Source organism: Ignatzschineria sp. PL_is040 (assembly GCF_055813795.1).
On sequence record NZ_JBVPGU010000001.1, the window covers coordinates 643,772 to 670,694 of the forward strand.

The 26,923-nt window shown below is 41.9% G+C and carries 24 protein-coding genes; 5 read left to right on the plus strand and 19 right to left on the minus strand.

The features are described from left to right. Position 1: 1 nt before the first annotated feature. The 3 genes from AC0SAP_RS02670 to msrB form a co-directional block, all read right to left on the minus strand. Positions 2–424, minus strand: coding sequence for a YeeE/YedE family protein (locus AC0SAP_RS02670; RefSeq protein ID WP_473382792.1), 423 nt, complete (start codon positions 422–424; stop codon positions 2–4). Between the two features lie 8 nt (positions 425–432). Further along, a complete protein-coding gene (locus tag AC0SAP_RS02675; RefSeq protein WP_094567085.1) occupies positions 433–741 on the minus strand; it encodes an ArsR/SmtB family transcription factor in 309 nt (102 codons plus the stop codon). 461 nt (positions 742–1,202) lie between these two features. Continuing rightward, positions 1,203–1,688, minus strand: a complete 486-nt coding sequence (msrB, locus tag AC0SAP_RS02680) for a peptide-methionine (R)-S-oxide reductase MsrB (protein ID WP_473382794.1) — start codon at positions 1,686–1,688, stop codon at positions 1,203–1,205. Positions 1,689–2,026: 338 nt separating this feature from the next. Here msrB and AC0SAP_RS02685 point away from each other — a divergent pair, with 338 nt between their 5' ends. Continuing rightward, positions 2,027–2,296, plus strand: coding sequence for a rhodanese-like domain-containing protein (locus tag AC0SAP_RS02685; RefSeq protein ID WP_094567083.1), 270 nt, complete (start codon positions 2,027–2,029; stop codon positions 2,294–2,296). A 71-nt stretch (positions 2,297–2,367) separates the two neighbouring features. Continuing rightward, a complete protein-coding gene (locus tag AC0SAP_RS02690) occupies positions 2,368–4,053 on the plus strand; it encodes a Na+/H+ antiporter (protein ID WP_473382795.1) in 1,686 nt (561 codons plus the stop codon). 407 nt (positions 4,054–4,460) lie between these two features. On the opposite strand, the gene AC0SAP_RS02695 is transcribed toward AC0SAP_RS02690, so the two are convergent. The 5 genes from AC0SAP_RS02695 to AC0SAP_RS02715 all read right to left on the minus strand — a co-directional run bounded on the left by AC0SAP_RS02695 (position 4,461) and on the right by AC0SAP_RS02715 (position 9,029). Beyond that, on the minus strand, positions 4,461–5,309 hold the full coding sequence (locus AC0SAP_RS02695) for a c-type cytochrome (RefSeq protein WP_473382996.1): 849 nt from the start codon (positions 5,307–5,309) through the stop codon (positions 4,461–4,463). Beyond that, positions 5,197–6,225: a c-type cytochrome gene (locus AC0SAP_RS02700; protein WP_473382797.1), complete on the minus strand. Its 1,029-nt coding sequence runs from the start codon at positions 6,223–6,225 to the stop codon at positions 5,197–5,199. The genes AC0SAP_RS02695 and AC0SAP_RS02700 overlap by 113 nt, the downstream gene beginning before the upstream one ends. 135 nt (positions 6,226–6,360) lie before the next feature. Then, positions 6,361–6,597 (minus strand): hypothetical protein, encoded by a 237-nt coding sequence (locus tag AC0SAP_RS02705; RefSeq protein ID WP_473382798.1) that lies wholly within the window; start codon positions 6,595–6,597, stop codon positions 6,361–6,363. 714 nt (positions 6,598–7,311) lie between these two features. Further along, positions 7,312–8,229 carry a glutarate dioxygenase GlaH gene (glaH, locus tag AC0SAP_RS02710; RefSeq protein ID WP_286483354.1) on the minus strand — a complete coding sequence of 306 codons (918 nt, stop codon included), beginning with the start codon at positions 8,227–8,229 and terminating at the stop codon, positions 7,312–7,314. 482 nt (positions 8,230–8,711) lie between these two features. Beyond that, positions 8,712–9,029 carry a DUF3870 domain-containing protein gene (locus AC0SAP_RS02715; RefSeq protein WP_473382800.1) on the minus strand — a complete coding sequence of 106 codons (318 nt, stop codon included), beginning with the start codon at positions 9,027–9,029 and terminating at the stop codon, positions 8,712–8,714. A gap of 306 nt (positions 9,030–9,335) precedes the next feature. Here AC0SAP_RS02715 and AC0SAP_RS02720 point away from each other — a divergent pair, with 306 nt between their 5' ends. After that, positions 9,336–10,706 carry a phosphohexomutase domain-containing protein gene (locus AC0SAP_RS02720; RefSeq protein WP_473382802.1) on the plus strand — a complete coding sequence of 457 codons (1,371 nt, stop codon included), beginning with the start codon at positions 9,336–9,338 and terminating at the stop codon, positions 10,704–10,706. A 222-nt stretch (positions 10,707–10,928) separates the two neighbouring features. On the opposite strand, the gene AC0SAP_RS02725 is transcribed toward AC0SAP_RS02720, so the two are convergent. The 5 genes from AC0SAP_RS02725 to galU all read right to left on the minus strand — a co-directional run bounded on the left by AC0SAP_RS02725 (position 10,929) and on the right by galU (position 17,884). Beyond that, positions 10,929–12,800, minus strand: coding sequence for an SWIM zinc finger family protein (locus AC0SAP_RS02725; protein ID WP_473382803.1), 1,872 nt, complete (start codon positions 12,798–12,800; stop codon positions 10,929–10,931). A gap of 150 nt (positions 12,801–12,950) precedes the next feature. Next, positions 12,951–13,967: a UDP-glucose 4-epimerase GalE gene (gene galE, locus AC0SAP_RS02730; protein ID WP_473382804.1), complete on the minus strand. Its 1,017-nt coding sequence runs from the start codon at positions 13,965–13,967 to the stop codon at positions 12,951–12,953. Next, entirely contained in the window at positions 13,964–15,616 is a 1,653-nt protein-coding gene (gene pgi / locus AC0SAP_RS02735) for a glucose-6-phosphate isomerase (protein ID WP_473382997.1), read from the minus strand. Before pgi ends, galE begins: the two co-directional genes overlap by 4 nt. 79 nt (positions 15,617–15,695) lie before the next feature. Further along, on the minus strand, positions 15,696–17,000 hold the full coding sequence (locus AC0SAP_RS02740) for a nucleotide sugar dehydrogenase (RefSeq protein ID WP_473382806.1): 1,305 nt from the start codon (positions 16,998–17,000) through the stop codon (positions 15,696–15,698). Further along, positions 16,997–17,884, minus strand: a complete 888-nt coding sequence (gene galU / locus AC0SAP_RS02745) for a UTP--glucose-1-phosphate uridylyltransferase GalU (RefSeq protein WP_473382807.1) — start codon at positions 17,882–17,884, stop codon at positions 16,997–16,999. The genes AC0SAP_RS02740 and galU overlap by 4 nt, the downstream gene beginning before the upstream one ends. A 345-nt stretch (positions 17,885–18,229) precedes the next feature. Here galU and AC0SAP_RS02750 point away from each other — a divergent pair, with 345 nt between their 5' ends. Next, positions 18,230–18,400, plus strand: a complete 171-nt coding sequence (locus AC0SAP_RS02750) for a hypothetical protein (RefSeq protein ID WP_157953455.1) — start codon at positions 18,230–18,232, stop codon at positions 18,398–18,400. Positions 18,401–18,562: 162 nt separating this feature from the next. Here the strand turns inward: AC0SAP_RS02750 and torD are convergent, their stop codons facing one another. From torD to AC0SAP_RS02770, 4 genes are all read right to left on the minus strand, one after another. Beyond that, entirely contained in the window at positions 18,563–19,318 is a 756-nt protein-coding gene (gene torD / locus AC0SAP_RS02755) for a molecular chaperone TorD (protein ID WP_473382808.1), read from the minus strand. 109 nt (positions 19,319–19,427) lie between these two features. Then, on the minus strand, positions 19,428–21,956 hold the full coding sequence (torA, locus tag AC0SAP_RS02760; protein ID WP_473382810.1) for a trimethylamine-N-oxide reductase TorA: 2,529 nt from the start codon (positions 21,954–21,956) through the stop codon (positions 19,428–19,430). Positions 21,957–22,033: 77 nt separating this feature from the next. Next, a complete protein-coding gene (torC, locus tag AC0SAP_RS02765; RefSeq protein WP_473382811.1) occupies positions 22,034–23,224 on the minus strand; it encodes a pentaheme c-type cytochrome TorC in 1,191 nt (396 codons plus the stop codon). 51 nt (positions 23,225–23,275) lie between these two features. Further along, on the minus strand, positions 23,276–23,449 hold the full coding sequence (locus tag AC0SAP_RS02770) for a hypothetical protein (RefSeq protein ID WP_473382813.1): 174 nt from the start codon (positions 23,447–23,449) through the stop codon (positions 23,276–23,278). Between the two features lie 441 nt (positions 23,450–23,890). Here AC0SAP_RS02770 and AC0SAP_RS02775 point away from each other — a divergent pair, with 441 nt between their 5' ends. Further along, positions 23,891–25,963 (plus strand): hypothetical protein, encoded by a 2,073-nt coding sequence (locus tag AC0SAP_RS02775; RefSeq protein WP_473382814.1) that lies wholly within the window; start codon positions 23,891–23,893, stop codon positions 25,961–25,963. Positions 25,964–26,075: 112 nt separating this feature from the next. Here the strand turns inward: AC0SAP_RS02775 and AC0SAP_RS02780 are convergent, their stop codons facing one another. After that, a complete protein-coding gene (locus AC0SAP_RS02780; protein WP_473382816.1) occupies positions 26,076–26,594 on the minus strand; it encodes a hypothetical protein in 519 nt (172 codons plus the stop codon). 17 nt (positions 26,595–26,611) lie between these two features. Next, positions 26,612–26,899 carry a hypothetical protein gene (locus AC0SAP_RS02785; RefSeq protein ID WP_473382817.1) on the minus strand — a complete coding sequence of 96 codons (288 nt, stop codon included), beginning with the start codon at positions 26,897–26,899 and terminating at the stop codon, positions 26,612–26,614. Positions 26,900–26,923 lie beyond the last annotated feature (24 nt).

Genomic DNA, 26,923 nt, shown 5'->3' on the forward strand with positions numbered 1-26,923 from the left:
CTTAACCTCCCATCATCAGATGTTTTAGGACAAAAACGGTGACGCCACCTGCCACCATAAAGAGCACCGTAATAATAAGGGAGCCCGGAGCAAATCGCGAGATACCACAGATACTATGGCCACTTGTACAACCTGATCCCATCGCAGATCCTACCCCGACCAAAAGGCCAGCGGCGATCAGAAGAGGTATTGAAGCGGTGACAGAAACCGTTGGAAGTGACCCCGCAATTAGATAATAAATTCCAGGAGAGATAAGTAAGCCAACCACAAAAAGAACGCGCCAAGCTGTAATACCTTGACGCGTTAAAAGATTACTTACAATACCACTCACCCCCATAATCCGCCCTAACCCAATAAGGAAGAGAACAGCGGCACACCCAATGAGCAATCCCCCAAGGAGCGCCGGAAGCGAAAAGAATGTCATAATATTGATTACTCCTTAAATTCTTTAGAACAGAATAGACCATAAATACAATGTAAGAGTGTAATCACTTTTGGATCATCAACAGAGTAGTAGATCCACTTCCCATCACGTCGGGTATTGACCAAATTATCTTCTCGCAAGACACCCAATTGCTGTGAAAGTGTTGGTTGTTGAATGCCGGTCAGCTCTTCGAGAGCAGAGACAGAAAACTCCCCCTTACTTAAGTGACATAACAGCAGTAATCGGTCTTCATTCCCAAATTTTTTTAAAAAAGCAGTCGCTTCCGTTGCGCCTTCACGCATCTCTTGAATATTCATCTTTCCCCCTAAAAACTTACTAACGTTAACAAAATCGAATCATTGCACCGATATCTGCATCCCAAATCGATTACAATGATCATTATACCTACTAATAATATATTTAAAAATTATATCTTTACTTTTAGACAACATAAAAGAGCACTATTCCCCTCTCTTTTTAGGTACAGCACTCCTATACTCCCCTTTTATCCTTACTTCTGTGACTATAGTCAAACTTCAATGGAGCGATATAGATAACGGCATAACCTCAGTTGATCTAGGCAGTAATGGTTATCTTTCTCACTCAATCTTCTTATTATCTGATTCTTTATATCTAATTCTTTTTAGCCGCTCTTATTAAACGTTCTATTACCCTTATTAATCTGTTTCTTACTATCTCTTTATTATGCCTCGACCTTTAATCTTCAATCTCCGATTCCAGATTTCCGATTTCCGATTTCCGATTTCCGCTTTATGGTTTATGACTTTTTATCTAACAGTGAAAGATAACGCCCATATCCCTCTTTTTCCATCTCCGCTTTTGGAATAAAACGAAGGGCTGCAGAGTTGATGCAATAACGCATTCCCCCAAGCTCTTTTGGACCATCATTAAAAAGATGTCCTAAATGGGAATCTGCGTTACGGCTCCGTACCTCTGTTCGGTGATAGCCATATGAGAGATCATCATGCTCTGTAATCTCTTCTGCCTCAATAGGACGAGAGAATGCCGGCCACCCACAACCTGCATCAAATTTATCACAAGATGCAAATAGCGGTTCGCCAGAGACGATATCGACATAGATCCCCTCCTCAAAATGTTGATCATACTCATTTTGAAAGGGGGGCTCTGTGCCATTCTCTTGAGTGACAAAATATTGCATAGAAGTTAACCGACTCTTTAAAGAGGCTTTCTCCTCTTTCGATAATTGATGATCGATTTTCGTCTCTTTTTTTATTTCATCCATAGCATTCCCCTTGTCTCATTTCGGTATCTGTTAGAGAGAGATAAAATCGCACTCTCTCCGCTGTTTTTCTAATTTAACACTTTTTAATAAAAAAATGTGATCCCCATTGCTAAAATTATAAACGCTTTACCGTTCTCTGTCATAAAATCGCAACCCCAATAACATACAAAGTAGGTATACTTTAAATGATTTGAGAATTACAATTACGCCTTAACCACAAAAAAGTAAACCCTTCTGATGATAATTTATTTGTCGCTTAACTATTTCTCTATTTATGCATCTTACACACAATGGTAGAATAATCGCTTCTTTTCATTGAATAAAGTGAACCTATCACCATGCTAATCATCGATGTAAGAACTCCTGAAGAGTTCAGTGCCGGACACCTAAAAGGGGCGATTCTTATTGAGTATCAAAATATATTAGAGGAGATTGAAAACTATATCGACTCTAAAGATGCGCCTATCGGTCTCTATTGCGCAGCCGGCATTCGTTCCGAATTTGCAACCCAAGCATTACTCCATCATGGCTACCATCAAGCGGTAAACTTAGGAAGCTTCACAGATCTTTGGCAACAATACCCTCAATTACGAGATGAATCGCAATAAAAGAATGCCCTTTTATCCATCAAGATTTCCCTTCTAGATTTCCCTTCTAAAATAGGAGAGCGTTCAATCGTATGAGTATATTTATTACTATCTTTGTCATCATTCTACTTATTGCGCTTGCGAGCACAGTTCATAAGTTGATCCCTTTTAAGTTCCCACTCCCCTTTATTCAGATCTTAATGGGGGCGATTGTCTCATGGCCTCATGATGGCTTTCATGTCACCTTTGATCCTGAGCTCTTTATGCTCCTCTTTATTCCGCCACTTCTCTTTGAAGATGGCCGGAAAATGCCGCTCAAAGACTTTCTGAATTCAGGACGGGAGATTGCAAGCCTAGCCCTTGTCTTGGTCTTTGTCACCGTCGGTGGTTTAGGATACTTGATCTACTACTTTATGCCGGAGATGCCTCTTCCGGTTGCATTTGCGCTTGCGGCTGTTCTCTCCCCGACCGATGCGGTCGCGCTCTCAAGCATTGTTGGTAAAGGGCGTCTCTCCCATAAATTGATGCAAGTCCTTGAAGGGGAGGCGTTGATGAATGATGCTTCGGCACTGGTCTCCTTAAAATTTGCGATCGCTGTTGCCCTTGGAGTCGCGGCACTCACAACAACAGAGGATTATGCCCTATTAAGTCTGACATTCCTCAAGATGGCAGTGGGTGGCGTTATTATCGGGATCGCCTTCTCATGGGTCTATATTAAGCTCATTTTCTATATCGGGAAATTACAAGGTGATGAGGTCGGATCGCAGATGATTATGTTAATGCTCCTCCCTTTTGGAGCCTATGCCATTGCCGAACTACTCGATCTTTCGGGAATTTTATCAGCCGTCACCGCGGGGATGACCGTCAGCTTCTCTAAATTCTTCCAGACAACACCGGTCCAGATGCGTCTGCGTGCTAATAGTATCTGGGGATTATTGGAGTACCTCCTCAATGGTGCCGTCTTCCTAATGTTAGGATTACAGATACCAAGTATCTTCCAAGAGACCTATCTTGATGCCTTAGTCGATCCTTCTACCACTTTTACGACATTGATCGGGGATATCGTCCTCATCTACTTTGCATTGATGCTCTTACGCTTTCTCTGGTTGCTACTACTGCGCTATACCAGCCCGATTACGCCTTTCAAAAAGCCGATGGTCTTTGCCAAAATGAGTTTTAAAGAGCTTCTCATTTTAACCTTTTCTGGAGTTCGTGGAACGGTCACGCTCGCGGCAGCCCTCTCTATTCCGCTCTTTATCTCAACGAATCCTGATATCCCCTTCCCGGCACGCTATCAGGTGATCTTCTTAGCGGCGGGGATTATTATTATGTCTCTTGTGACGGCCGCCATTGTGCTTCCCTTCCTCTTAAGAAAGAAACAGGAAGCGGAACCGATCGCGATAGAGAATATTAAAGAGGAGCATGAAGTTCGCTCTGAGATCGCAACAGCGGCGATTGAAGCCGTTGAAAAGACAGCTGAATCACTCAATGCCGAGAAATCTTCTGAAGAGGAGGATGAGCGACAACTCTTTATTCGTCAGATCAGTAATCATGTGATTAGTGAAATTGAGCAGGTCAATCATATGATTCAAAAAACGAAGGAGAGTGATGCCATTGAGGTTCATATTCGTCTTGCCGCCGTCCGTGCAGAGCGACGCAAACTCTATGAACTCAACTCGAAAAAGCGGCTCACTCCAGAGCTCTATGCTAAGCTACTCTATGAGATCGACTTAGCAGAGACCCTTATTTTAGGTCGCTCTCCGATTCACCCTAACTAATCTCTTTTGACCTGCTGATCGCTTCTAATTATTGATAAAAGCATTGATAAAAGCGTCACCAAAGCATTAAAAGGTCATAACAAAAGAGCGTCATAACAGAAAGAGCGAGATGAAATTAAAATCATCTCGCTCTTTTTTCATTCTGCCCTAAGCCTTATCCTAAGCTCTATAAAAGTGCATAGAAAATCATGAGAGATCATAGAATCCATACTAGAATCCACAAAAAATAGGCAAGAAAAAGGCCCCTTGGGACAAAGTAATTGTCGGGGCCTCTTTAAGGGATGCCTATACAATATGGAGATGAGTACCACTATTTCAAGGGATTAAACTCATCATTCGGCTTAAATAGTCAATTAAGCGAATCAATATTGACCTAAGACAAATTCAGAGAGATGCATCTCCTACTCCTAATAACGCGCATCTTTCGGCTTTTTACCATTGGGCCAAACATTCACTTTTCCTTCAAAATTAGGACGTGGAAGATGGGTAAAGTACTCAGAAACATCCACTGCCTCTTGATCTGTTAAGACGCCACCCTGTCCCCATGCACCTTCAAAATTGACGGCCATCGGCATATTATATTTGACAAATTGTGCCGCCTTATAGGTTCTCGCCATCCCTGCCCCAATATTGAAAGATTCAGGTCCCCAAAGTGGTGGGAAGATCACATTACCACGCTTATCTTTTAAGCCTTCGCCCTGATCCCCATGACAACTTGCACATTGCGCTTCATAGATCGCCTGCCCACGCACAGGATCGGGCACTAAACTCTCATCGACAGGCCCTGAATTAACAATCGCCACTTTCGCATCGGCAGGTTGACTTGCACTTAACCAGGACATATAAGCGATCATCGCTTTCATCTCTTTTGATTTAGGATCGAGCGGTTTTCCATTTATCGAACGTTGAAAACATCCATTAATTCGCCCCTCTAAAGAGACCATTTTGCCGGCACGTGGCATCACTTTAGGATATTGATGCGCTGTTGTTAAGTAAGGTGCGCCATATTGCGCTTTCCCCTCGGCGATATGGCAACTATTACAATTCATCGTTGCGCCGACATTATCGGGAAGCAGTCGCTTTGTCTCATTGAGTAATACTTTTCCGTAGAGAATCTCTTTGGCATTAGGCTCTTTTAAGATCTCAAGATCGGAAGGAACCGTATACCAACCTAAATCTTCTCCATTTTGATCGGTCATTGGAAAACGTTCCGGATCTGCTTCTGTTAAATTCGCGGCAATCGCGACTGCCCCGATCCCGGCAATTGATCCCCCTAAAATAAGGGCTAAAATCGATTTTTTCCAACCTTGACGATCGCTCTCTTTCTGACTCTTCATCGCTTAAGTGATTAAAGGCTGGCATCGTAAATGCCATCCGATCTGCCGGAGTGGCCGCCATCTTGCCCCCTTCTAGCGTCACCTGAATCACAGATTGAGCATTATTAGCAATCACTGCGCTATTTAAGTTTAATGCCGGGAAGATTCGAGGGACACCATCACCATCTGCTCTATGGCAGGTATAGCAATGTTCAACATAGAGGATCGCACCAGGATCACTATATTGACCCGATAGAAGCAGGTCTGTCGTAGTATCCTCTTTTTCAGGAAGCGTTAAAATCTTATTCGGTGCCGGCGATAAGCTCTTTAAGTAAGCTGCTGTTGCCGCAAGATCTTGATCACTCCAATATTGAGAACTATGCTCAATCACATCAGCCATCGCGCCAAAAGCGATAATACGATCTGTACGCCCTGTTTTTAAGAACTCCACGAGCTCTTCTTGGCTCCACATCTTCAGCCCTTGTGCTTCTCCACGAAGACTCTTTGCGCGCCAACCATCAATCACAGCGCCTGAAAGGAAAAGATCGGAGTCATTAGAGAGCGTCACCTCTTGATAAGCGATACCACGCGGGGTATGACACGCACCACAATGCCCAGGTCCTTCAACAAGATATGCACCATGATTCTCAAGCTCACTCAATGCCGGATCAGGCTGAAACTCACGTGATGGTGAGAAGAAGAGCTGCCAATAAGCCACCGGCCAGCGCATACTCATAAACCAAGGGAATGTCGTCGGCGCATTGGGCTTCATTACTGGCTCAACGCCCATCATAAAGTAAGCGTACATCGCCTCCATATCCTCATCTGGCATAATCGCATATGAGGTATAGGGCATCGCCGGATAGAGTGGTGCATTATCTTGACGAACACCATGTTTTACCGCATTAGTAAATTCCTCTAAGCTATAGCCACCGATACCGGTCTCAAGATCGGGGGTAATATTGGTGGAGTAGATCGCACCAAAAGGGGTCTACATTGCCAATCCGCCAGCATACTCAGGTTCACCCGGAACCGTATGACATGCCGCACAGTCAGAGAGCCTTGCCACATACTCTCCCCGATTAATCAATGCCTCATCATAAGCGATCTTAGCGCTATCTGCCGGCATCTCCACCTTTCGGGAATGGGTTAAAAATGTGGACCCAGCGTAGGCGCCTAAAAACCCCACTACGCCGATGATCACTAGACTACTTATCAGCCTCTTCATACTTGCAGCCCTTCTACTTTTAATGCGTTTAATGCACTTTTATTTAAATACTCAATCCCTTTAATCAACGATACTTCCGATTGCGTGCTCTACTCTTTTTTCTACTTGCTATCTCTCTTATTCGTTTTCTAGAGCGATTTGATAAAGCTATTTGATGGATCTATTTGAGATAAACAACCTGAGATAGAACTGCTAAACACTCCGCTTTATCGTAAGCTTCAATTGCCCGAAACTCGCTGACTTATTAGCTTCTCAGTCTACTGCGCACTCAATTGGAGAGAAAGCTATCCATTAGAGCGATTGACTTATATCGCTTTATCTGATTCAAAAAAATCTCTTTTTGACTTTCTCAATATTACCAAGGGGTTAAAGTACTCTCTTTCTCTAGAAAACCTGTATTTCTACTTAATTAGGCTCTTTTTTAAAAAGTAACAATTTGCAACAGATATGATATTCATCAAATAAAGATCAGGAAAAAAGAGGAATATAAAAAGGCTCTAAAGTCATATTATCTGACTTTAGAGCCTCTTCTTTTGATAGCGAGCTATTACGACAGGAGCTATTTATTGTAATCCCATTAAGTTAAAAACTAACTTAAAACAGATTGGGCCTCAATAAAACTTCTTTCTTTTCTCTTTCACTAATAACTCGACTATCCCCCCATTACCGCTCACCGATTAAGCGGTTATCCTTCCTTGATTTTCTGCTATTGATCTACTCGTAGAAACGCCCTCTCTGACGAAGTAGCTCACGATTGAGGTTAGGGTTCTTTTCAAATGCTGCGCGCCCATGCATCCAAAACTCATTATTAAGTACTACAAGATTACCTACCGGTAACTCAAGCTCAATCACACTCTTATCCGCTTCAAGTGATTGTGAAAGTGCTTTTAAGAATTTCGCCTCTTCAATTGTCTCAGGATAAGCGAACTGATCGATAAAGCAGATACAAGGGCGATTATTTTTTAAGAAGAAGAGCTTACGGAAAACAATTTCCTGTACATTTTTACTCGGCGGCGCAATATATTGGAACTTATGCTCACCTAATGAACTTTTATGGAATTTATCGAGCTCGCTCCAATCATCGAGATGGAGTAATCGACTCTCGCCGCCTACGGCATTCTCCTCAACCATCTTCATCATCAAGAGCCAATCTGTCGGTTCATTAACAAAAGTTCCATCGGTATGGAGTGTAAAGAGGCGGTAAGCTTGACGCAGATAGGAGTCACTATTATCGGTATCTTTTACTGTAAAGCGGGCATAATATTTACCCGTCATCGAGTCGAAATTAGAAATTCCCACAAGATGGGCAATCGCTGTTGAGAAGATGACATACTCATCGGTATCTTCCGTTACCCCTTCAAGACCGATGGTAAAACCACCTGTTTCACGGTCATTCACGATCTCACGTAACATATTGCCAAAGTCATTACCTACCTCTTCATCTAGGTAACTTGCAATCACTTGACGCTCATAAGGAGTATACTCAAGGCGCTGAACTCCGATCTCTTCTTCGCGAATACGCTTTAGAAAATTCTCAACAACGCTCTTTGAGAGATTAACATTGAGTAGACGTTTCGATTGTGGATTAAAACTGACTTCGAGCTGATCGTTTTTCTGAATAAACTTGGACATTCTCTTCTCCCTATTTCTCTTTTCTTTAAATGTTTTAAATACATTAAGTATGTTAAATGCATTAGATACTTTTCATGCTTGCCGTTAAATTTTAGCCACAAAAAAACCAGCAAACAGACCGACTGAAAATTTCATAAAATCTTCAATCAACCTGTCTACTGGTTTATCCATTCTTGTTGGTCAGCTATGCGACGATGCACTCACTTCTAAATCTCTAAGTGGCTTCGCAGGATAAGTGATCCAAAACGGCTCTGCAGTTGACAATTAACGGCAAAATATATTGGGTAAGTTCAAGTTAAAGGAGTGGTTCTATTAATGAATCGATCCGATAAGGGTATCTCATTAATGAGCACTGCTATCTGTTGAACCTTGATCTTGAATGTAGCATGCAACAAAAAATAATGCTACCCCTTTTTATAAATTTTTTCTCTTTCTACCGCTTAGCTATCTCTTACCCTCTCTTCACCGCCCCACTTAACGGCTTAACGCCGCTTTAACTGCTGATATTGATGCTCAAGATCTTTTAGTGCCGCAATCAGAGCGCTTGTCGCCTTACCTCGATAAGCATCATGGATCGCTTCAACAATGGTCTCAATGCCCTCATTTAAGCTATAACCTCGCAATAGCTGACCAATAAAGTTACGCCCAAGCTCGGTAATTAAGGTGCAATCGGCAGCTAAAATAACCCCATATTTCGGCTCAATTTCTACTGTGATTGTCATCGATTCAAAGAGATTTTTTGCCGCCATCCCTTGAGGTAAACGCGCATATCCTGCTAAAAAGAGTGTTTTACTATTCATTGATTATTCCCATCTTTCTCTGATTTTCCATCCCTTAAATTTCCAATAACGATTCCAATAGCGATTGCTACTTATCGTAACAGTATTGAGGCGTCTTACTCAACTATTACAGTTAATGATCTTCCCAAAAAGCATTCTCTAACTCTTAATGTGAAACTTCCCAATCCTTTTCATTCGACAAGTCAAAGTGATCAACAAAAAAATGGTGAACGATTATAATGGTGGGAAAGATTAGAGAGAAAAAAAGAATCATGACACATTAAGAGAAAATAAAGATCAATATAAGGATAAAAATAAGGATAATTTATGATACAACTTCCCTGCTTTAAAGCTTACGACATTCGAGGAAAACTTGGTGAAGAGCTCGATGAAGCCCTTGCCTACAAGATTGGTCGTGCCTATGGCGATATCTACCAACCTCAAAAAGTGGCGGTAGGAGCGGATATTCGCCTTACTAGTGAATCGCTCAAAAAAGCGGTAATCGATGGCCTGACCGATGCCGGCGTAGATGTATATGATCTCGGCATGACGGGTACTGAAGAGGTCTATTTTGCCGCCTTTCATCTCGATGTTGAAGGGGGAATTGAAGTGACAGCAAGTCACAATCCGATCGATTATAACGGCATGAAGCTCGTCCGTGAAAATGCACGCCCCATCGGCATGGAGAGTGGCCTAAAAGAGATTCATGACAGAATCATTGCCGATCAATTTAATGAGCCGGCAAAAAAAGGATGTGTCACCTCTTACAATATCGTGCCGGAGTATATCGAGCATCTCTTAACCTATATCGATCCTGCGAAAATTCGCCCGCTAAAACTGGTGGTTAATGCCGGCAATGGCGCTGCAGGACATGTGATTGATGCTTTAGAAGCACGTTTTAAAGATCTAAATATCCCGATCGAATTTATTAAAATTCATCATGAAGCTGATGGCACCTTTCCCAATGGAATTCCTAACCCACTCTTAATTGAAAATCGTGAAAGTACCCGAAGTGCAGTATTAGCGCATCAAGCTGATATGGGCATTGCTTGGGATGGCGATTTTGATCGTTGCTTTCTCTTTGATGAAAAGGGAGGATTTATTGAAGGATACTATATCGTTGGCCTCCTGGCACAAGCCTTCTTAACACAAAAACCTGGCGCAAAAATAGTCCATGATCCACGCTTAATCTGGAATACCTTAGCCGTTGTAGAATCACTCAATGGTGAGACGATTCAATCAAAATCGGGGCATGCCTTTATTAAAGAGGCGATGCGGGAGGAGAATGCGATCTATGGAGGCGAGATGAGCGCGCATCACTACTTTAAAGATTTCGCCTATTGTGATAGCGGCATGATCCCGTGGCTCTTAGTCGTCATGCTTCTCTCTGAGACGAAAAAGCCACTCTCAACACTTGTCGGAGAGATGATTACCCAATTCCCTTGTAGTGGTGAAATTAACTTTAAGGTGAAGGATTCAAAAGAGACTATCGCACGAATTTTAGCGCATTATGAGCCCCTCAATCCTGAGATCGATACCACCGATGGCATCAGCCTAAATTTTGGCGAGTGGCGCTTTAATGTACGCGCCTCCAATACCGAGCCGCTCCTTCGTCTCAATATCGAATCAGACACGTCAAAAAACCCACGCCCTATGCCGGAGTATGTTGCAGAGTTAACGACATTGATTGAGCAGTAATTGACAACCTCTGCAAAGTCTCTAGAAAAGTTGCTGCAAAAGATTGAATAGCTCAATTGCCCAGGTCAATTGCATAGGTTAATTATATAGGTCAATCACAGAGATCATAAAAAATCCCTCACTTTAGATCAAAGTCGAGGGATTTTGTTATGGGGAACTTATTGTAATATTAGAGAACTCTATTCGTATAAGTATGTTCTACATAGCAACTCTATGAAAAATCTATTGAATAAACTTTTGTAACTCCTCAATGAGTTTTTTACGTCGTGCGTAATGCTCTGTACAATAGTGAACAAAGTCTTGTATCTCTTGAATCAATCCTACCTTGTGACAAGTTGCCACCACTTCGAGTGTAAACTCATAATTATTACTACGGCACTCTCTTAAATAATCTTGTTCTATCATTAATAGAGTTTTAAATAATAATTGAATATCTGGAGTTTGACGTACTGCTGATAAGGCACGAAGATAAAAAAGTAGGGACTTTTTGTGTTGTCCACTTTTAAAAGTGTAGTTATTCTGCAATAAACTTTGCGTTCTAAACCACTTAAAATAATCTAATAGTCGTAAATATTCTCCTGATTCCCAAAAAAACGTAGCTTTATCAGCTTCATTCATATTTTGGTGTTGCGCTACAAACTCATAAAGTGTGAGTAATGATTGCTTTTTAAGTTCTCTATCTTTTGCAGTTTTGACAGGATGATAATCTTCAATCAAATCTCGTTGTAAAGATGCCGCCTCTTTAAGTGTCAATACCGATCGACTATTAATCGCATAATCTCTATCTGACAAAACTCGATCTAATATTAATTGTACTTTCTCCCACTGATTACTCTCTAGCAGATAAAAAAACTCATACCGATCTATACGATCACCCGAAAGAGAATCGCAATATTGTAAATACTTCTCCATTTGCCCTGTACGATTGTAATAGAGCTTATAATAATCCGTTCGCTTCTTCTCTGATATTAAGTCGCATTCTGCAATCACCGAATAAAAAAATGGATCATCTGTCGTGAGATCTGGCCTCATAACAATAAGCGCTAAAGTGGATAACTGAAAATATGCATTACTCTCCACTCCTTCTATTGTTCGAGTATTACTGAACTCTATCCGCTCTAGAACTAACCTACGCGCTTGTTCTTGCCCCCAACTCACTAAAGCCCGCCAAATTGCTTGATTAACATCTCGATTGAGTGCCATTTCAACGATAGGCTTAATCTCAAGAGGATCTGTTTCTAACGCTGTAACAATAGAAAGTGCAAAGACCTCATAAAGATCTTCAATTTCTACAAAATTATATCCTTCATAAATCAACTCATCATAGATCAGCTGTAATATCTGTAACCATAATTTACACTTTTCTACAGTACTATTCACATTCATCTCTATATGATGAATAACATTCGCAAAAAAAGAGTCAATCTCCAAGATCAGCCGTCCGCTTTTCTCTCCATAAAAATCGTGGGCGAATCCCTTTTTCTGTTTATTCACAAATGCAATCACTGATTTCATATCCAATGCTTGCGATTCTAACCACAATTTAGTTGCACTATGTGTCACTTTTTCAGTTTCTAATAAATGCATTAAGAGTGCTAACTTGTCTGCATCTGTTGCTTCTTCGAGGAACTTTTTCAAATACTTGGGATACTTCAACTTAGTGGATTCTTTTGACCTTACTAGCTCTGCTAATTGTCGTTTCAATATGTGACTTTTAGATGATGCAGATCTATTATCCCCCTTCGTATTATTTAACTGAATATTCTCAAATAGCACATCTTGCTCTATAGTGCTTCTAGAAGTCTGTAACAATTTCTCATTCGGTTGATAATCATTGTCCGCTAAAGCATAGACCGTAGCAATGACATGTTTACACTTTTGTTGAGGCTCATCACTAGGACAGCCACACCGCCCTGTTAAGCGCCCTAAATCAATTCTAACTTGATAATAACACTCATTACCTCCGGCAACATCGGCAGTGACTATATTCGATGGTTGTTTCATTTCAAAAGTGAGTATTCTACCCTCTTTATAGTATTGTACTCCTTTACGATATTTTTCGGGTGAAGTTAAAATAGATAGCCAAGACTTCATCTCCTGAATATCAGACTTATATTGTTGTTGTATCTGCTGTTGAGTACTTATCATATTTATAGTCAATTTGGTTTAAGAAAAATGATTTTAAACAACACTTGCAAGATGCCGAATAGCATGGTTTTCTAAGGCGCTTAATACCTTGATTACCTACTCCCGATACCCTCTCGGATTCTCTTTCTGCCAGCGCCAGCTATCTTCAAGCATCTCTTTAAGGCCATATTGTGGCTTCCAGTTGAGCTCTTTGACGGCACGCCCATTATCAGCATAAGAGATCGCAACATCACCGCTTCGGCGCTCTGTGATCTGATACGGAATCTCAACACCATTGACGCTCTCGAAGGTCTCTTTCATCTCTAGAACGGAGGTGCCATTGCCGGTACCAATATTCCATGCACGGCAGCCGTGCGCTTCAAGACGATTTTTAAGGGCCGATAGATGCGCTTTTGCCAGATCCACCACATGGATATAATCGCGAATCCCGGTGCCATCTGTTGTGGGATAATCATTGCCGAAGATATAGAGCTTATCACGCATCCCGACTGCCACTTGTGTCATAAATGGCATCAGATTGTTGGGCGTTCCTTGTGGGTCTTCCCCAATTTTACCGCTCTGATGCGCCCCAACAGGATTGAAGTAGCGCAATAGCGCGATCGACCAACGCGCATCGGCGATCGCCGCTTTTTGTAAGAGCTGCTCAACAATCAGTTTTGTATAACCATAGTTGTTAGAAGGCATTCCGGTGGGCATCTCCTCTGTTAATGGCGAGATATTGGCCTCATCATAGACCGTTGCGGAAGAGCTAAAGATCAGCGTGAAGCATTCTGCTTTCTCCATCGCTTTGATCAAGGAGATGGAACCTGCGATATTATTATCAAAGTAGACCAGTGGAATCTCCTGACTCTCTCCGACCGCTTTAAGGCCGGCAAAGTGGATCACCGCTTTGATCTCATGCTCTGTAAAGAGCTCATCGAGCGCTGCACCATCACGAATATCCCCTTCGATAAAGATAAGGGATCTCCCCGTAATCTCTTCTACCCGCTTTAAAGATTCAACAGAGCTATTGGAGAGATTATCAAATACCACTACCTCAAAGCCTGCTTCTAATAATTCAATAACGGTATGAGAGCCGATATAGCCCGCTCCGCCGGTAACTAAGATCTTCATTTCGTGTCTGCTCCTTGTAGATATTGAATCAACCCTGCTGTGGATGAGTCTACCACACTACCTGTAGGTCGATCCCCCTTTAATAAGGGGATTAATTGACTGGCGATCTCTTTCCCTTTCTCAACACCCCATTGATCGAAAGGATTGATATTCCAAATGACCGATTGCACAAAAACTTTATGTTCATAGAGCGCGATCAGCATCCCTAATGTCTTCGGTGTTAAGCTCTCGATAAGGATCATTGAGCTCGGTTGATTTCCCTCATACCCTTTATAGGCAGGGATTCTCTCCATCGCTTCAATGTTCTCCTCATGCACTTCCACTAGTGCCGCATTTCCAAAGGCGAGAAGGCGCGATTGCGCAAGACAATTGGCTAATGCCAAATCATGTTGCTCGATCAGCTCTGTCGCATTCTCACTATAGGTAAATTGATCATCGGTATAGCGCCGTTTAGGGGCGATAAAGTCAGCACTCACCGCCTCTGTCCCTTGATGGAGTAATTGATAGAAAGCATGTTGCGCATTTGGCCCTACCTCACCCCAAATAATGGGGCAAGTGGTATAGTCAACGCGCTCTTCTCCGCGGGTGATATTCTTACCGTTCGACTCCATCTCAAGCTGCTGCAAATAACTGGCAAAATATTTAAGGCGACCATCATAAGGGAGAACGGCATGGGTCTGAATATCGAGGCAATTACTATTCCAGATCTCAATCATCGCCATCAAGATAGGGAGATTTTCAGTAAGAGGCGCCTCTCTAAAATGGCAATCCATGGTATATCCCCCTTCGAGGAAGGATTTAAAGCCCTCGACGCCAATAGTGAGCGCAATGGGAAGACCGATCGCCGACCAGAGCGAGTAACGCCCGCCGACCCACTCCCAGAGATAGAGTTGCCGCTCTTTGGCAATCCCCCATTGGCTCATCGCCTCACTATTACTGGAAACGCCAATAAAGTGATTTTTCAGCAGTTGTGGCTCATCGCCTAATGCCTTCTCCATCCAGCTGCGCACTGTTGCCGCATTCTTAAGGGTATCGATCGTGCCAAATGATTTCGATGAGATAATAAAGAGCGTCGTCTCCGGGCGCAATTGGTGCAGCAATTCAGAGAGTTGGCTCCCATCCATCGTAGAGACAAAGTGGATATTGAGTTCTTTTTCTGTTCTAACGGTAAAATCAGCTAAAGCATAAGAGGCCATCAATGGCCCAAGATCAGAACCTCCGACCCCGATATTGACCACATCGGTCACCACTTCCCCTGTCGCCCCTCGATATTGTCCTTGATGAATCTGCTCCACCAATGCATACATCTTCTCAAGCTCATGGTGAATCGCACTGCTAATTTGTGGATCGATCCCTAACGCCTGAAGCCCCTTTTTAGGAGTACGAAGCGCCCAATGCATTGCCGCTCGACTCTCACTCTGATTGATCTTACTCTCCGAAAAGAGAAGCGCAATACTCTCTGTAAGTTTGCGTGATTTTGTCAGATCAGCAAGTTTCTCCAAAACCGCTTGATCGATCCGTTGCTTACTAAAATCGATCAAAAGCCCCTCTAACTGAAAGTGAAACTTGCTAAAGCGATCAGGCTCCTCCGCAAATAGGCGTGCTAGCGGCTTCTTCTGCATCGATTCTGCCATCGCTTCTAGCGCCATAAAGTGGGGATCTACCGATAATGGTGGTAATGTCTCTAATATCGTTAATGATTCTTTCTGCATCGATCATCTCCCGGCACTAACGGCCGATTCCCTTATAGATAAAGCCTAAATTTTGCATATAGTGTGGATCAAAGATATTGCGCCCATCGAGAATAAAGGGATGCGCCATCTTCTCCTTGATCAATCTGTAATCGGGGCTAAAGAACTCCTTCCATGCCGTTAAGATAATCAGAGCATCGGCATCTTCGAGCGTCTGATACTTATCCTCACAATAATCGATCGGCTCAAAAGGATAGGCATTCTTCACTGCCGGCATCGCAGCAGGATCATAGAGCGAGATCGTGACACCTTGCGCAACCAGTGCGCGAATCATCTTATGAATAGGCGAATTATAGATACTCGCCGTCTCCTCTTTAAAGGAGGCGCCCCAAATCGCCACTTTTTTACCGGCAAGATCGCTCTCGTAATAACGCCAGAGATGGCGGAAGAGTACCTCTTTCTGATCCTCATTCACTTCCCAAACTTGATCCATCAAGCGGCTTTTAACCCCACGGCGCCCCACCTCTTCAGAGAGCATCAAGATATCGCTTGAGAAGTTCTCTCCCCCAAAGCCCGCTCCCGGCGAAAGATAGGCGCCACCAATTCGGCGATCTGCCGCTAAACCCTGTTTAACATTGAGGATATCAACCCCAATCGTCTCTGCAACATTGGCAAGATCATTCATATAACTGATGCGCGTTGCGAGCATCCCGGAGATACTCAACTTCGTAAGTTCCGCATCGAGAATCGGCATCACTAACCATTGGGAAGGAAGTGGGAAGAAGGGACGAAAGAGCTCTTTAAGTCGAATCAATGTCTGCTCCGATTCTATCCCCACAATCAGCTGCGCAAGATCGACAAAGCTCTTGACCGCATTTCCCTCTTGTACGATATCAGGAAGATAGGCCCAATCCGCTTCTGGAAATGCTTGGCGCAATGCCTCCGTACCATAGAGTCCAAACGTCGAACCATTGATCAAAAGCGGGATATTATGCTGCTTCTGCTCGATATGATTCTCGGCAATTCTACTTGCCATCGCTTCTAAAAAATCGGCCGCTCTGCTCTTCTCTAACGCATTAAAACTGAGAAAGTAACAATCGATCTCCGTTGAAAGATCCATCAACTCTGCCATAGAATCGAGCTGTTTGAAGCTCTGCTTCTCCTCTAGGCGCTCCAATTCTGCTAATAATTGCGGGTCTTGAAGATGGGGAAAGAAGGATTGTTGCCACTCATTCTCTCCCTGATCAATCCCCGTTAAGACATAGACCTCATTCCCATATTTAGAGAGTAGCGCCGTTAAGACCCCAGCTTGGAGGGTTGATCCAATAATAGCGATCTTCATAACTTTATCTCACGCGCGGATCTTTCAATTAAAGCTCTGAAAGGCTCACCCAATGTCGGATGAATCGCACCATAATGGAGAACCGCTTCTAAATACCCAATTTTGCTACCACAATCGAAGGTCTGCCCCTTCATGCGATACGCTTCAATCGGTGCCTCTTTCTGTAATAGTGCGATCGCATCGGTAAGTTGAATCTCATTGCCGGCACCTTTCGGCGTCTTCTCAAGCAGCGACATAATCTCCGGAGGCAAGATATAACGACCAATCACCGAGAGATTCGACGGCGCGCTCCCCACTGCCGGCTTTTCCACAATCCCCTGCATCACAATCGATTCCCCTTCTGCCGGGGTTGATGCCACATCGACAATCCCATATTGATCCACCAAAGATGCCGGCACCTCTTCCACCATAATCTGCGCTGCCTGATGCTGGTTGTAATACTCAATCATGCGCGCAAGATCATTCTCTTCCCCTTCGTTATAGACCAATACATCAGGGAGAAGGACGGCAAAAGGTTCATTGCCGATCAATGATTTCGCGCACAATACCGCATGCCCCAAGCCAAGTGGCTCGCCCTGACGCACGCTCACAACGCTCACCTCTTTGGGAAGAATCGATTCGATCTCCGCTAAGATATCGAACTTCTGCTTCTCTTTAAGGATTGTCTCTAACTCAAAGTTCTTATCGAAATAGTTCTCAATACTCCCTTTTGAGCTATGCGTTACTAGGATAATCTCTTTAATCCCTGCTTTGACTGCCTCTTGCACCACATAATCGATCACGGGACGATCGACCACCGTCACCATCTCTTTCGGAATCGCCTTACTCGCCGGCAGAAAACGGGTCCCTAAACCCGCAACAGGTAAAATTGCTTTCTTAATCATGAAAATCCCTACTATTGGTCAATAACGATAATAACTATAAATAACTATAAATATCTATAATGGGTATAAGGATATCAATAATTGGGATAAGAGAGAATGACTATTGCCAAGAAAGGAGGATCTTCTTTCACTCATCTAAGAAGTTATCTGAAAACTCTCTGAAAATAACTGACTCAACGATCAATGACCATAAAGAAATAGAAACAGATTGATTAAAATATACTTACCCCGACAATTTTAGATTATACGCCTATACTTTTCTTATCTTTTAAGACTCTCTTGCCTCTCCCTTCTTATGATGCTTTTGAGTTTTATCCATTATGCGTGGTAAAAGGAGATAACAACATGACACTAGAGAATAATGCCAAAGAAAAGAGAGAAAAAGACCAAATGCTCACCTACTTTGAGTATTACAAGAAACTCTCTGAAAAGCGACGCGCACTTATTAAGAAGAAGGCGAATATCAGAAGATTGCGCCCTTCACTAGAATCTTATGATCCCAAGTGGGAAAAATGAGATATGTGCAAATATGAATATATAAAAAATTAGGGGATAAATGTAGAGGAATTTATTTCAATACAAATGCGCCTGCCACCAAAACGGAGTTGCTACATGATTTCCCTTTTCTGTTATCAACAGATATTCACGTAGCGCTCACTGCTCCTTGGTAATCAATTTCTACTCTCCCTCTCCCATCTCTTCCAAAAATTGTCGATCTGCTTCGAGATAGGCAAACAGTAACTTCATAACAGCGGAATAAAAGGTACTTTTGACCACTATATTTCCCCCTCTTGCGATAAATTGGGGGAGCCAACTTAAAAGTGCATCATCGATATATTGCATCTGCGCTGTGATTCTCTCTACAAGAGCATTTTGATCGTTTAGGAGCGTCTTACTATTTCGCTCACTCCGATCGGTCTCACTCCATCTTGCTAATACCATTAAAATAATGGCTAAATGATCTGCCGGCTCATTAAAAGCTTTATCCACCATCAATTGATTATCGGCCAATAGCTGCTTCATTGCCCCTTCAAGATCGCCAAAAAGATCCCCATCCTCCTCTAGATAGTAAGAGGCATATGGAAGAGCGGCATGTTGGCCATCGAGCAGAAAGAGCGATGCGAAATCTGCAGCAAGCTCCAATTGAATTGTCTCGATATCCCCCAATGCATCCCACTGTTCAATCGCACTTTGCACTGCTTTACTCTCACGAGTAAAACCACTCTCGTTTAAAAAAGAGAGCAATGGGGAAATCGCCCCCTGTTGATAGGCGATAATCTGCTCTTTTGTTAATTCAAGGGCAAAGATAGCAGCGAACCAATGATAAATCTCTGCTCGTTTTGCCATTAATGTCGGCCATAATTCCTGAAGATTCTCCTCTTTACACACGCTCTTCTCTCTATTCTTCTCTCTATTCAATTGATCTACTCTCATCTCAATTCCTCTCTTTTACAGCAATGCTTATTAATATTTGTCATATCTATCAAAATAGAGAGGCAATGCAAATAGCATTGCCCCGATAAAAAATATTAGATAAAACGCATTACGATAAGGTCTCTACAATATTACCATTGGGGTCCACTACCGTAGGTCCACCAAAAGCGGTAATACGAGGTGGCGTTCCTTCAAACTTCTCAAAATCGACCACACAGGTATTAGCACTCACTGCTTGTGCTAATTTAGAGCTTCCAATATCCTGCGTTAAGACATTGGCATCACCGTAAGTATCGAGAGCGCCGATCTTTTCATTAACCGGACCATACCATCCACCCTCATGGATTCGTACAATACCTTCTGGATAATCATTCGATAGACGCGCACCAGCAAGAAGCTCGCCGCGATCATTAAAGACACGGACAAGATCCCCCTCTTTAATCCCTTTACGTTCTGCATCAGCGGGATTGATATAGATCGGCTCACGCCCTTGAACAGTATAATCCTCCCGAGCACTCTCCACTTCACACATCTGTGAATGAAGGCGCTGATCAGGATGAATCGACTGTAACCAGAAGGGATATCTATCTGATTTCGGTCCACCGTGTGATCGTTCTGACTTCTCCATCCAGATAGGATGCCCTTTACAATCATCATAACCATAAGAGGCGATCTTACGGCTATAAATTTCGATAAAGCCAGAAGGAGTACCAAGCGCATTAACCTCTGGATCTTCCCTGAAAGCGGCATGTTGTACAAAAGACTTACCATCGGGGAAAAGAACGTAACCGCGCTCCCAAAACTCTTTAAATGAGGGCATATAGAAACCTTTTTGGAGATTCTCTTGATAGCACTCGTTATAGAGCTTCTCTACCCACTCCATCTCATCTAAACCTTGACTATACTCCTCTTCCCTACCGAGTCGTTTTGCAAAATCGCGCCAGATATCAAAATCAGAGCGAGATTGATAAAGAGGATCGACCAACTTATGCATTGCGATAATCCCACGATTACAATAAGTGCCGTAGATATCTAAATCATTACGTTCATAAGGCGTACAGGCTGGGAGAACGATATCGGCAAAGCGACAGGTTGCCGTCCAGTTATAATCGATCGAAACGATGGTCTCTAACTCCAGATATTTACGCTTCATACGATTTTTGTCCTGATGGCGCGCCCAATGGTTAGAGCCGGAAAAAACTGCCATCTTATAAGCCGGCAACTTAATCCTCTGGCCATTGAAATCGATCTCTCGTCCATCAATTGCATCTATCGCACGGGTCAAGGGAATCACAGAGACCGCCCCTTTATAATCATCGTTGTCATATTTAGGCTTACGACCAAAATCGAGATTAAGCGGAAATGCGCCTGGCATCGAAGCTCCTGTTGTTGTTACGCCGGCACCACTATAGTTATGCGAGTAGCTAATTCCTCCTCCGGGAAGCCCAATCTGTCCCAACATCGCCGCGATAATAGCTCCCATCCAGAAAGGCTGCTCACCATGTTGATTACGCTGAATCCCCCATCCCATCATAATTTGTGTTCGTTTTGAGGCCATTAGACGCGCAAGTTCACGAATACGATCTGCCGGCACACCACAAATCGGGGCGGCCCACTCTGGTGTTTTCTCCACCATATCTTCTGTCTCCCCCTTTAAATAAGGGAGAAAGAGCTCAAATCCGACCGTATAAGTATCAAGAAACGCCTGATCGTAAAGCTCCTCTTTCCAGAGCGTATGGGCAATTGCTAACTGAAACGCCACATCAGTTAAGGGATTGAGATATTGTTGCTCAGATTTAAGATATTTTTGTGTCTTTGTTACCACAGGATCGATCGAAATAACCTGCATCTCCCCTTTTGCGATCTTCTCTTTAATCTGCTCAAGATAGATGTAAGATTCGTGAGTCTCCGTATTCCAACCAATCTGTAAGTTCTTAATAGGGTCCATCGCCCACATGATTAACAGTTCTGTATTATCGACGATATACTCCCATGATGTTCCTTGAATATAGACCTCTGTGGTTCCCATCACATAGGGCATAATCGTCTGTCCGGCACCGGTGGAATAATCCTGCATTGTGCCGACACTATTACCGTGCATCTTAATCCCGCGATGCATATGATTTCCACAACTATGAACCTGCCCGACAGAACGCCAACCTACATGACCACGCAGTAAACCACTAGGCCCATAGGTCCGCTGAATACGCTCCATCTCGTTATACATAAGATCTAATGCCTGATCCCAGCTTACCCGTACAAATCGGTTATCGCCACGTTGGCGCCGATCACTATAGTGACCATTTCTAAACCAATCGAGGCGCACCATCGGATAACGAACTCGAGAAGAATTATAGATAATGCCGGGAATATTGTAGATCAGATCGGATGGGAACTTATCAAACTCAAAGGGAACAACTTCTGTCACGCGATCCCCGATAACTCTTGCCCGAAATGCTCCCCAATGGGAACCTGAAAACTTCCATTGATCTAAAATCGAGCGCTCGGCGCCCTCAATAGTTGTAGAACTCTGCGTAACAATATCACGGCTATTTGCCAAAGCAATGGGCGCGACCAATGTCCCGGCAGAAATTGCCGTAAGTGCTTTTAGAAAGTCTCGACGTGAATGTTTTTTCATTTTTGACTCCTTAAAATAGGTAGATCTATCGATTACATGACCTGCTGACCTGCTAATCGATGGATCAGTTGATCGATTTACTCTGCTTGCGCACTATCGCTGGCATGAAGCTGAATATATTTCAAAATAAGCGATGCGCTATCATTATCGAGGTTAGTAAAACCAACCATTCCATTGAAAATCCCAGGCCAAGTATTGGTATCGAATTGATCAACTAAAGGCTGTTGATGGCAGATACTACAACTTGCGTTATAACGAGAATCGGCAAACTCCCAGAGCGGTTTTGCACTTTCAACTAACCCCCCATTATTAATCCATGCCGTACTCTTCACCTTTTGCCATTCAAGCCCTGTTAAGGGATCTTCTTTTGTCTCTAAAACTTCCACATAATCACTATTTTGGGCAATCTCTCTATCGAGAATGACACTCATAATATTAAGACCAAAATCTTCATACCAGACGCGACCATACCCTTTATTCTTGCGCCATAGTTCAAACTCTATTAACTCGGCATCATCCTTCTTATCGAGTACTTTAACGGCGGTTGCAGTTTCGATCGTACCGATTGGTTTTTGAAGATCGGCATCAAGATAGATCGGTTGCGGTAAGACGTTATAATATTTTTGATTTTTATCTGTCTTTGTCTTATTCGCAGTAGCGAGAAGATCATCTAAGCCAGAGTCACGAACCCTTTCCACTTTTGGTAATTGGTGCGCAATCCCTTTATGACATTCGATACAGCTAATATCCCGCTCTGCAGCACTTTGCATCTCCATCTGTGCCATAATATTCATTCTGTCAAAATCCATATGTTGATAATCATGACATGAGCGGCACTCTTTAGAACCATTAGCATTCATCCGATCCCACTCTCTTTGCGCGAGGAGTAAACGTCTATCCTGAAACTTCTTTCTGGTATCGATATCCCCTCTAATCTGCGCCCACACTTCCCGACTTGCCTGCATTTTACGTGCGATCTTATCGGTAAAATTGTGAGGAACATGACAATCAGAGCAGTAAGCACGAACCCCTGTTCTATTTTTATAGTGGATCGTATTTTGCAACTCCGCATAGACATTATCTCTCATGGTATGACAGCTGATACAGAATGCTTCGGAATTACTATATTTAAGCCCTGTATCTAAAGCATTCCAAAAGAGGATACCTGCGATAAAACCACCCGTTACCAAAATCCCTAATCCAATTCTCACACTAGGACGGAGAAAGAGATTATAGAGCGCTTCTTTAATGCGTTTAAATGCTCCCATTTAACATCTCCTTTAAAAAATATAATAAAAAATCCCATACAGCAGAACGGCTTAAGAAGGAGATCCCCAAAAAAGAAGCTGCATAAACCAAATAAAAAAGCCGTATGTACCAATTGCGCATACAGCAAGAATGGGGAGAATGATAATAGCTAGCAGTAAAAATCTGCGCCACTCTTCAAACTTAGAAGAACGGTTTTTACACTCTTCGATATAACTCTGTTTCATAATATATCCCTACAAAATAATGGCTACTCGCCATAAAAGCATTGTCAATTAGCCGAAATAACTACATTGTCGACATCAATAAAAGTAGGTTATATTTTGTAGACGTTAAAACAGAAGAAGAAATTTTTGATTTAAATCATAGAGATAGCGCTAAAATAGCGATAGTTGGGCAGAAAAAAGTGACAGATGGTGGGGATTATGATGTACGTCCCGACTCTCTTTTATCCCAACCTTATTTTCACAGCTCTCGCGCGTCATAATCCCTGCTCAATCTACTATACTCACATTCTAAAGATGACTATGATGAGCTACCATATTTCAAATAAAACTCAGACTACGTAAACACTGATCAATCACACACCTAACATTATCCAAAAATTACGGCATAATATTATCAAATAGAGATAAAAATAAGTTCATCAAATAAATATAGGGGGTGATATGAGCGACTATAATCAAGAAACTGCTAATAAGCTAAGAGATTTTCTTTCAAATGAAAACAACAAAATTCTCATTTTTAAGGGGAAATGGGGTATTGGAAAAACCTACTTTTGGAAAGATTACTTCGAAAAGCAACTCCTACAAAAACCGTCCGCAAAAGAGATAGCGCCCCAAGAAGAGCACCCTCACCTCTCCTCACAATTTAAGAATTATAGCTATCTCTCTCTATTTGGCATTGAGGATATCAATACTTTAAAGAGTAAGCTCTTTAATAATAGTCAGCCACTTTTTCAAGAAGCCTCTTTTTGGTCCGGTTCTTTAAGCCCGCTAAAAATCATCCTCTGGATTATCTTATGCTTCTTTTTCAATCTATTTTTTGAGAATTCCTTAAAGAGTCCCTACTTTTTTCTCCTGGCTCTATCGAGTTTAATCATTATCTATCACTCAAAATATATTTTTAATATGAGGTGGATTCACGCTCTTTCTAAACTTAGAAATAAAGGATGGAAACTATTCCAACTGCAAATCTTTAAGGATTTTCTAAAAAAGAGAGGAATAACTCGGAACTTCTTCAATCCTAACTATGCCAGTAAACTTTTAACAGATATCAATAAAATTGGCATTGTAAAGAGATATTTAGGGGATCAAACCCATACAATAGAGAACCAATATATTAAGGATATGGTGATCTGTTTCGATGACATTGATCGTATGAATTCTAAGCTCCCGATTACGGCATTAATGGGCTATGCAGATGAATTAGCGCAACAAAAAAACTGCAAAATAGTTTTTATCTTTAATGAAGATGCGTTATTAAAAGAGCAGAAGAATGAACTCAATCAATATAGAGAAAAAATTGTCGATCTAGAATATAGCTACGCGCCAACATTAGAGAACCAGTTAGAGATTGTCTTTGGTGATCAGTTAAATCACTACCCTATCATCAAAGAAGCTATTACCGAAGACTTAAGAGATTTAAAGATTGAAGTTAAAAATATTAGAGTACTGAATAAAATCAAGGGGATAATGGATAATTTTTTTGAAATTGCGCCTGATGCTATCGATGAAATAATATCTAATGATTTTATTAAACGACTTATATTTCTATCTTATTTCTATTTTGAAAAAAATGATGAGGTCCCTTTTGCTTCACTTAAAGATATAATATTTGGTGAAGATAACCCATCATCTCCAACTCAGCAAGATGCAAAAAGCGAAACTGCTCAAGAAGACTCCTCCGAAACGCATCGGCAGAAGATATATCAAATATTAATGATGCCACACCTACAAGATATCACCTCTTACTCCCCCTTCTCTAAGGAGATTATCAATAGACTGGAAAATGGCACCTGGTCTACAGAAACTATTTTAAACTTTATAGAATCGGAAAAATCTAGGGTTTCTATCTTAAGAAAACAAGCAGATATCCGCCAACAGCTCAATACCGTTTGGATACTATATCGCAGTAGTTTCAAAGATAATTTAGACGAGATCATTTCGGGACTTAAAGAGATTTTAAATAACAAAGGGAATTATCCCTATTGGGAATACCCGCTTTTCATCTCTACATTAACTAGTTATTACCAATTTAGACGATTAAAAGATCCGACAACAGGAGAGAAAGATATTTTCGACTATATCGATGATTATATAGAAATCAATCGGGAAACTATCAAGAATATGCCGTGGGAAGAAAGTCTCCGTACAATCTCTCACATAAATTTAAATCGTTTAGGAAATGAACCTATCGTCAAATATGCTGAAGAATTATTTTCCCAAATTAAAAAAGAAAAGAGTGATCTGCCACTTTCTGAGTTTGTTAAGAGCTTAAGAGTAGATGGCTTAAATAATGAAGAAAGATATTATATTCAAAATATTACCCTAGAAGAGCTAGAAGATTGGTTAAGAGAGGTCAATGATCCTAATATGGTCATCTATATTGATACGCTTAGAACCTGGATTCACCATGTCAATCCTCATAACCCATCTCTTATTGACCAAGCTCTTGAAAATATCGCTAATGAAAATCCCCTTAACAATTATAGAGTTCGTAAGATGATTATAAAGTCATAATCAATTTTCTACTTACCCATCACCACCCCGATCCTATCTAACTTATAGTATTACTTATAGAGTAATACTATAAGAACTCTATAAGCATACTATAAGAATGAGTATAAGAATGTTATAAGCTAATGCGCTTCGTGAAGATATTCCACCCAGATCCTAATCCTCTCTTAGAGTAAGCTTCCTTTATCTGATAACAAGGATAGCTCCCGGTCACTTCACGCTCTAGCTGAGTTTTTACTCTGCGTCCCTCATCCGATTGTCGTATTTTTTCCATCGTGTCATAACACTGGTTATAGGTTTCGACAAAGCGCTGATCATCGTTGATAAATTGATTAACGATTGCGGCATTTTGAGTATTCCAGCTCTTTTTCCAAACATCACAAGCAGAACCCGATCGCTTATCCAAATTACAATAAATCTCTTGCTGCTCTGTTAAGGCTTCAAAGTTCTCTTTTGAGAGTTGATCTTCCCCACTCTTAAAGGCCTCTTCATGGATCTCTTTCCAAGCCATGCACTCGGGAGTATTTCTTTGGGAGAGATTGTTGCACTCTTTCTGTTTTAAATATTCTGCAATAATCTCATCCCAATTTTTATCGGTAAGTGATCGAGAAATACGATTTTTAGCTTCTTCCATCGCCTTCTGCTTTGCTTCTAATTCTTGTTGTCTCTTAAGCTCTCTCTCTCCGCTCTCTCTTTCTCTCGCTCAATCTCTTTCTGTTTATTAAGCGCATCAAAAGCCGCCTGACACTCTGTATCTGCCTTCAATTTAGCGAGCGCCTTTTCATCCTTTCCCGCCATCAATATTTTCTCTAATTGGTTATTACAGCTCTTTGCCTTCTCTTCTGCTTTATCTAGGTGCTTAAAGTAGTAATCTTCATCCTCCGGGGTACAAGCTACCAGTAACGCTGAGATAAAACCTAAAAGAACTATTTTTTTCATGATTGATCCTTTTGTGATTTTCGC

Coding starts and splice junctions, on each gene's coding strand:
- AC0SAP_RS02670 (WP_473382792.1), bottom strand. CDS start 424: ATGACATTCTTTTCGCTTCCGGCGCTCCTTGGGGGATTGCTCATTGGG.
- AC0SAP_RS02675 (WP_094567085.1), bottom strand. CDS start 741: ATGAATATTCAAGAGATGCGTGAAGGCGCAACGGAAGCGACTGCTTTT.
- msrB (WP_473382794.1), bottom strand. CDS start 1,688: ATGGATGAAATAAAAAAAGAGACGAAAATCGATCATCAATTATCGAAA.
- AC0SAP_RS02685 (WP_094567083.1), top strand. CDS start 2,027: ATGCTAATCATCGATGTAAGAACTCCTGAAGAGTTCAGTGCCGGACAC.
- AC0SAP_RS02690 (WP_473382795.1), top strand. CDS start 2,368: ATGAGTATATTTATTACTATCTTTGTCATCATTCTACTTATTGCGCTT.
- AC0SAP_RS02700 (WP_473382797.1), bottom strand. CDS start 6,225: ATGCCCTATACCTCATATGCGATTATGCCAGATGAGGATATGGAGGCG.
- AC0SAP_RS02705 (WP_473382798.1), bottom strand. CDS start 6,597: ATGAAGAGGCTGATAAGTAGTCTAGTGATCATCGGCGTAGTGGGGTTT.
- glaH (WP_286483354.1), bottom strand. CDS start 8,229: ATGTCCAAGTTTATTCAGAAAAACGATCAGCTCGAAGTCAGTTTTAAT.
- AC0SAP_RS02715 (WP_473382800.1), bottom strand. CDS start 9,029: ATGAATAGTAAAACACTCTTTTTAGCAGGATATGCGCGTTTACCTCAA.
- AC0SAP_RS02720 (WP_473382802.1), top strand. CDS start 9,336: ATGATACAACTTCCCTGCTTTAAAGCTTACGACATTCGAGGAAAACTT.
- AC0SAP_RS02725 (WP_473382803.1), bottom strand. CDS start 12,800: ATGAAGTCTTGGCTATCTATTTTAACTTCACCCGAAAAATATCGTAAA.
- galE (WP_473382804.1), bottom strand. CDS start 13,967: ATGAAGATCTTAGTTACCGGCGGAGCGGGCTATATCGGCTCTCATACC.
- pgi (WP_473382997.1), bottom strand. CDS start 15,616: ATGGCGCTAGAAGCGATGGCAGAATCGATGCAGAAGAAGCCGCTAGCA.
- AC0SAP_RS02740 (WP_473382806.1), bottom strand. CDS start 17,000: ATGAAGATCGCTATTATTGGATCAACCCTCCAAGCTGGGGTCTTAACG.
- galU (WP_473382807.1), bottom strand. CDS start 17,884: ATGATTAAGAAAGCAATTTTACCTGTTGCGGGTTTAGGGACCCGTTTT.
- AC0SAP_RS02750 (WP_157953455.1), top strand. CDS start 18,230: ATGACACTAGAGAATAATGCCAAAGAAAAGAGAGAAAAAGACCAAATG.
- torD (WP_473382808.1), bottom strand. CDS start 19,318: ATGAGAGTAGATCAATTGAATAGAGAGAAGAATAGAGAGAAGAGCGTG.
- torA (WP_473382810.1), bottom strand. CDS start 21,956: ATGAAAAAACATTCACGTCGAGACTTTCTAAAAGCACTTACGGCAATT.
- torC (WP_473382811.1), bottom strand. CDS start 23,224: ATGGGAGCATTTAAACGCATTAAAGAAGCGCTCTATAATCTCTTTCTC.
- AC0SAP_RS02770 (WP_473382813.1), bottom strand. CDS start 23,449: ATGAAACAGAGTTATATCGAAGAGTGTAAAAACCGTTCTTCTAAGTTT.
- AC0SAP_RS02775 (WP_473382814.1), top strand. CDS start 23,891: ATGAGCGACTATAATCAAGAAACTGCTAATAAGCTAAGAGATTTTCTT.
- AC0SAP_RS02780 (WP_473382816.1), bottom strand. CDS start 26,594: ATGGAAGAAGCTAAAAATCGTATTTCTCGATCACTTACCGATAAAAAT.
- AC0SAP_RS02785 (WP_473382817.1), bottom strand. CDS start 26,899: ATGAAAAAAATAGTTCTTTTAGGTTTTATCTCAGCGTTACTGGTAGCT.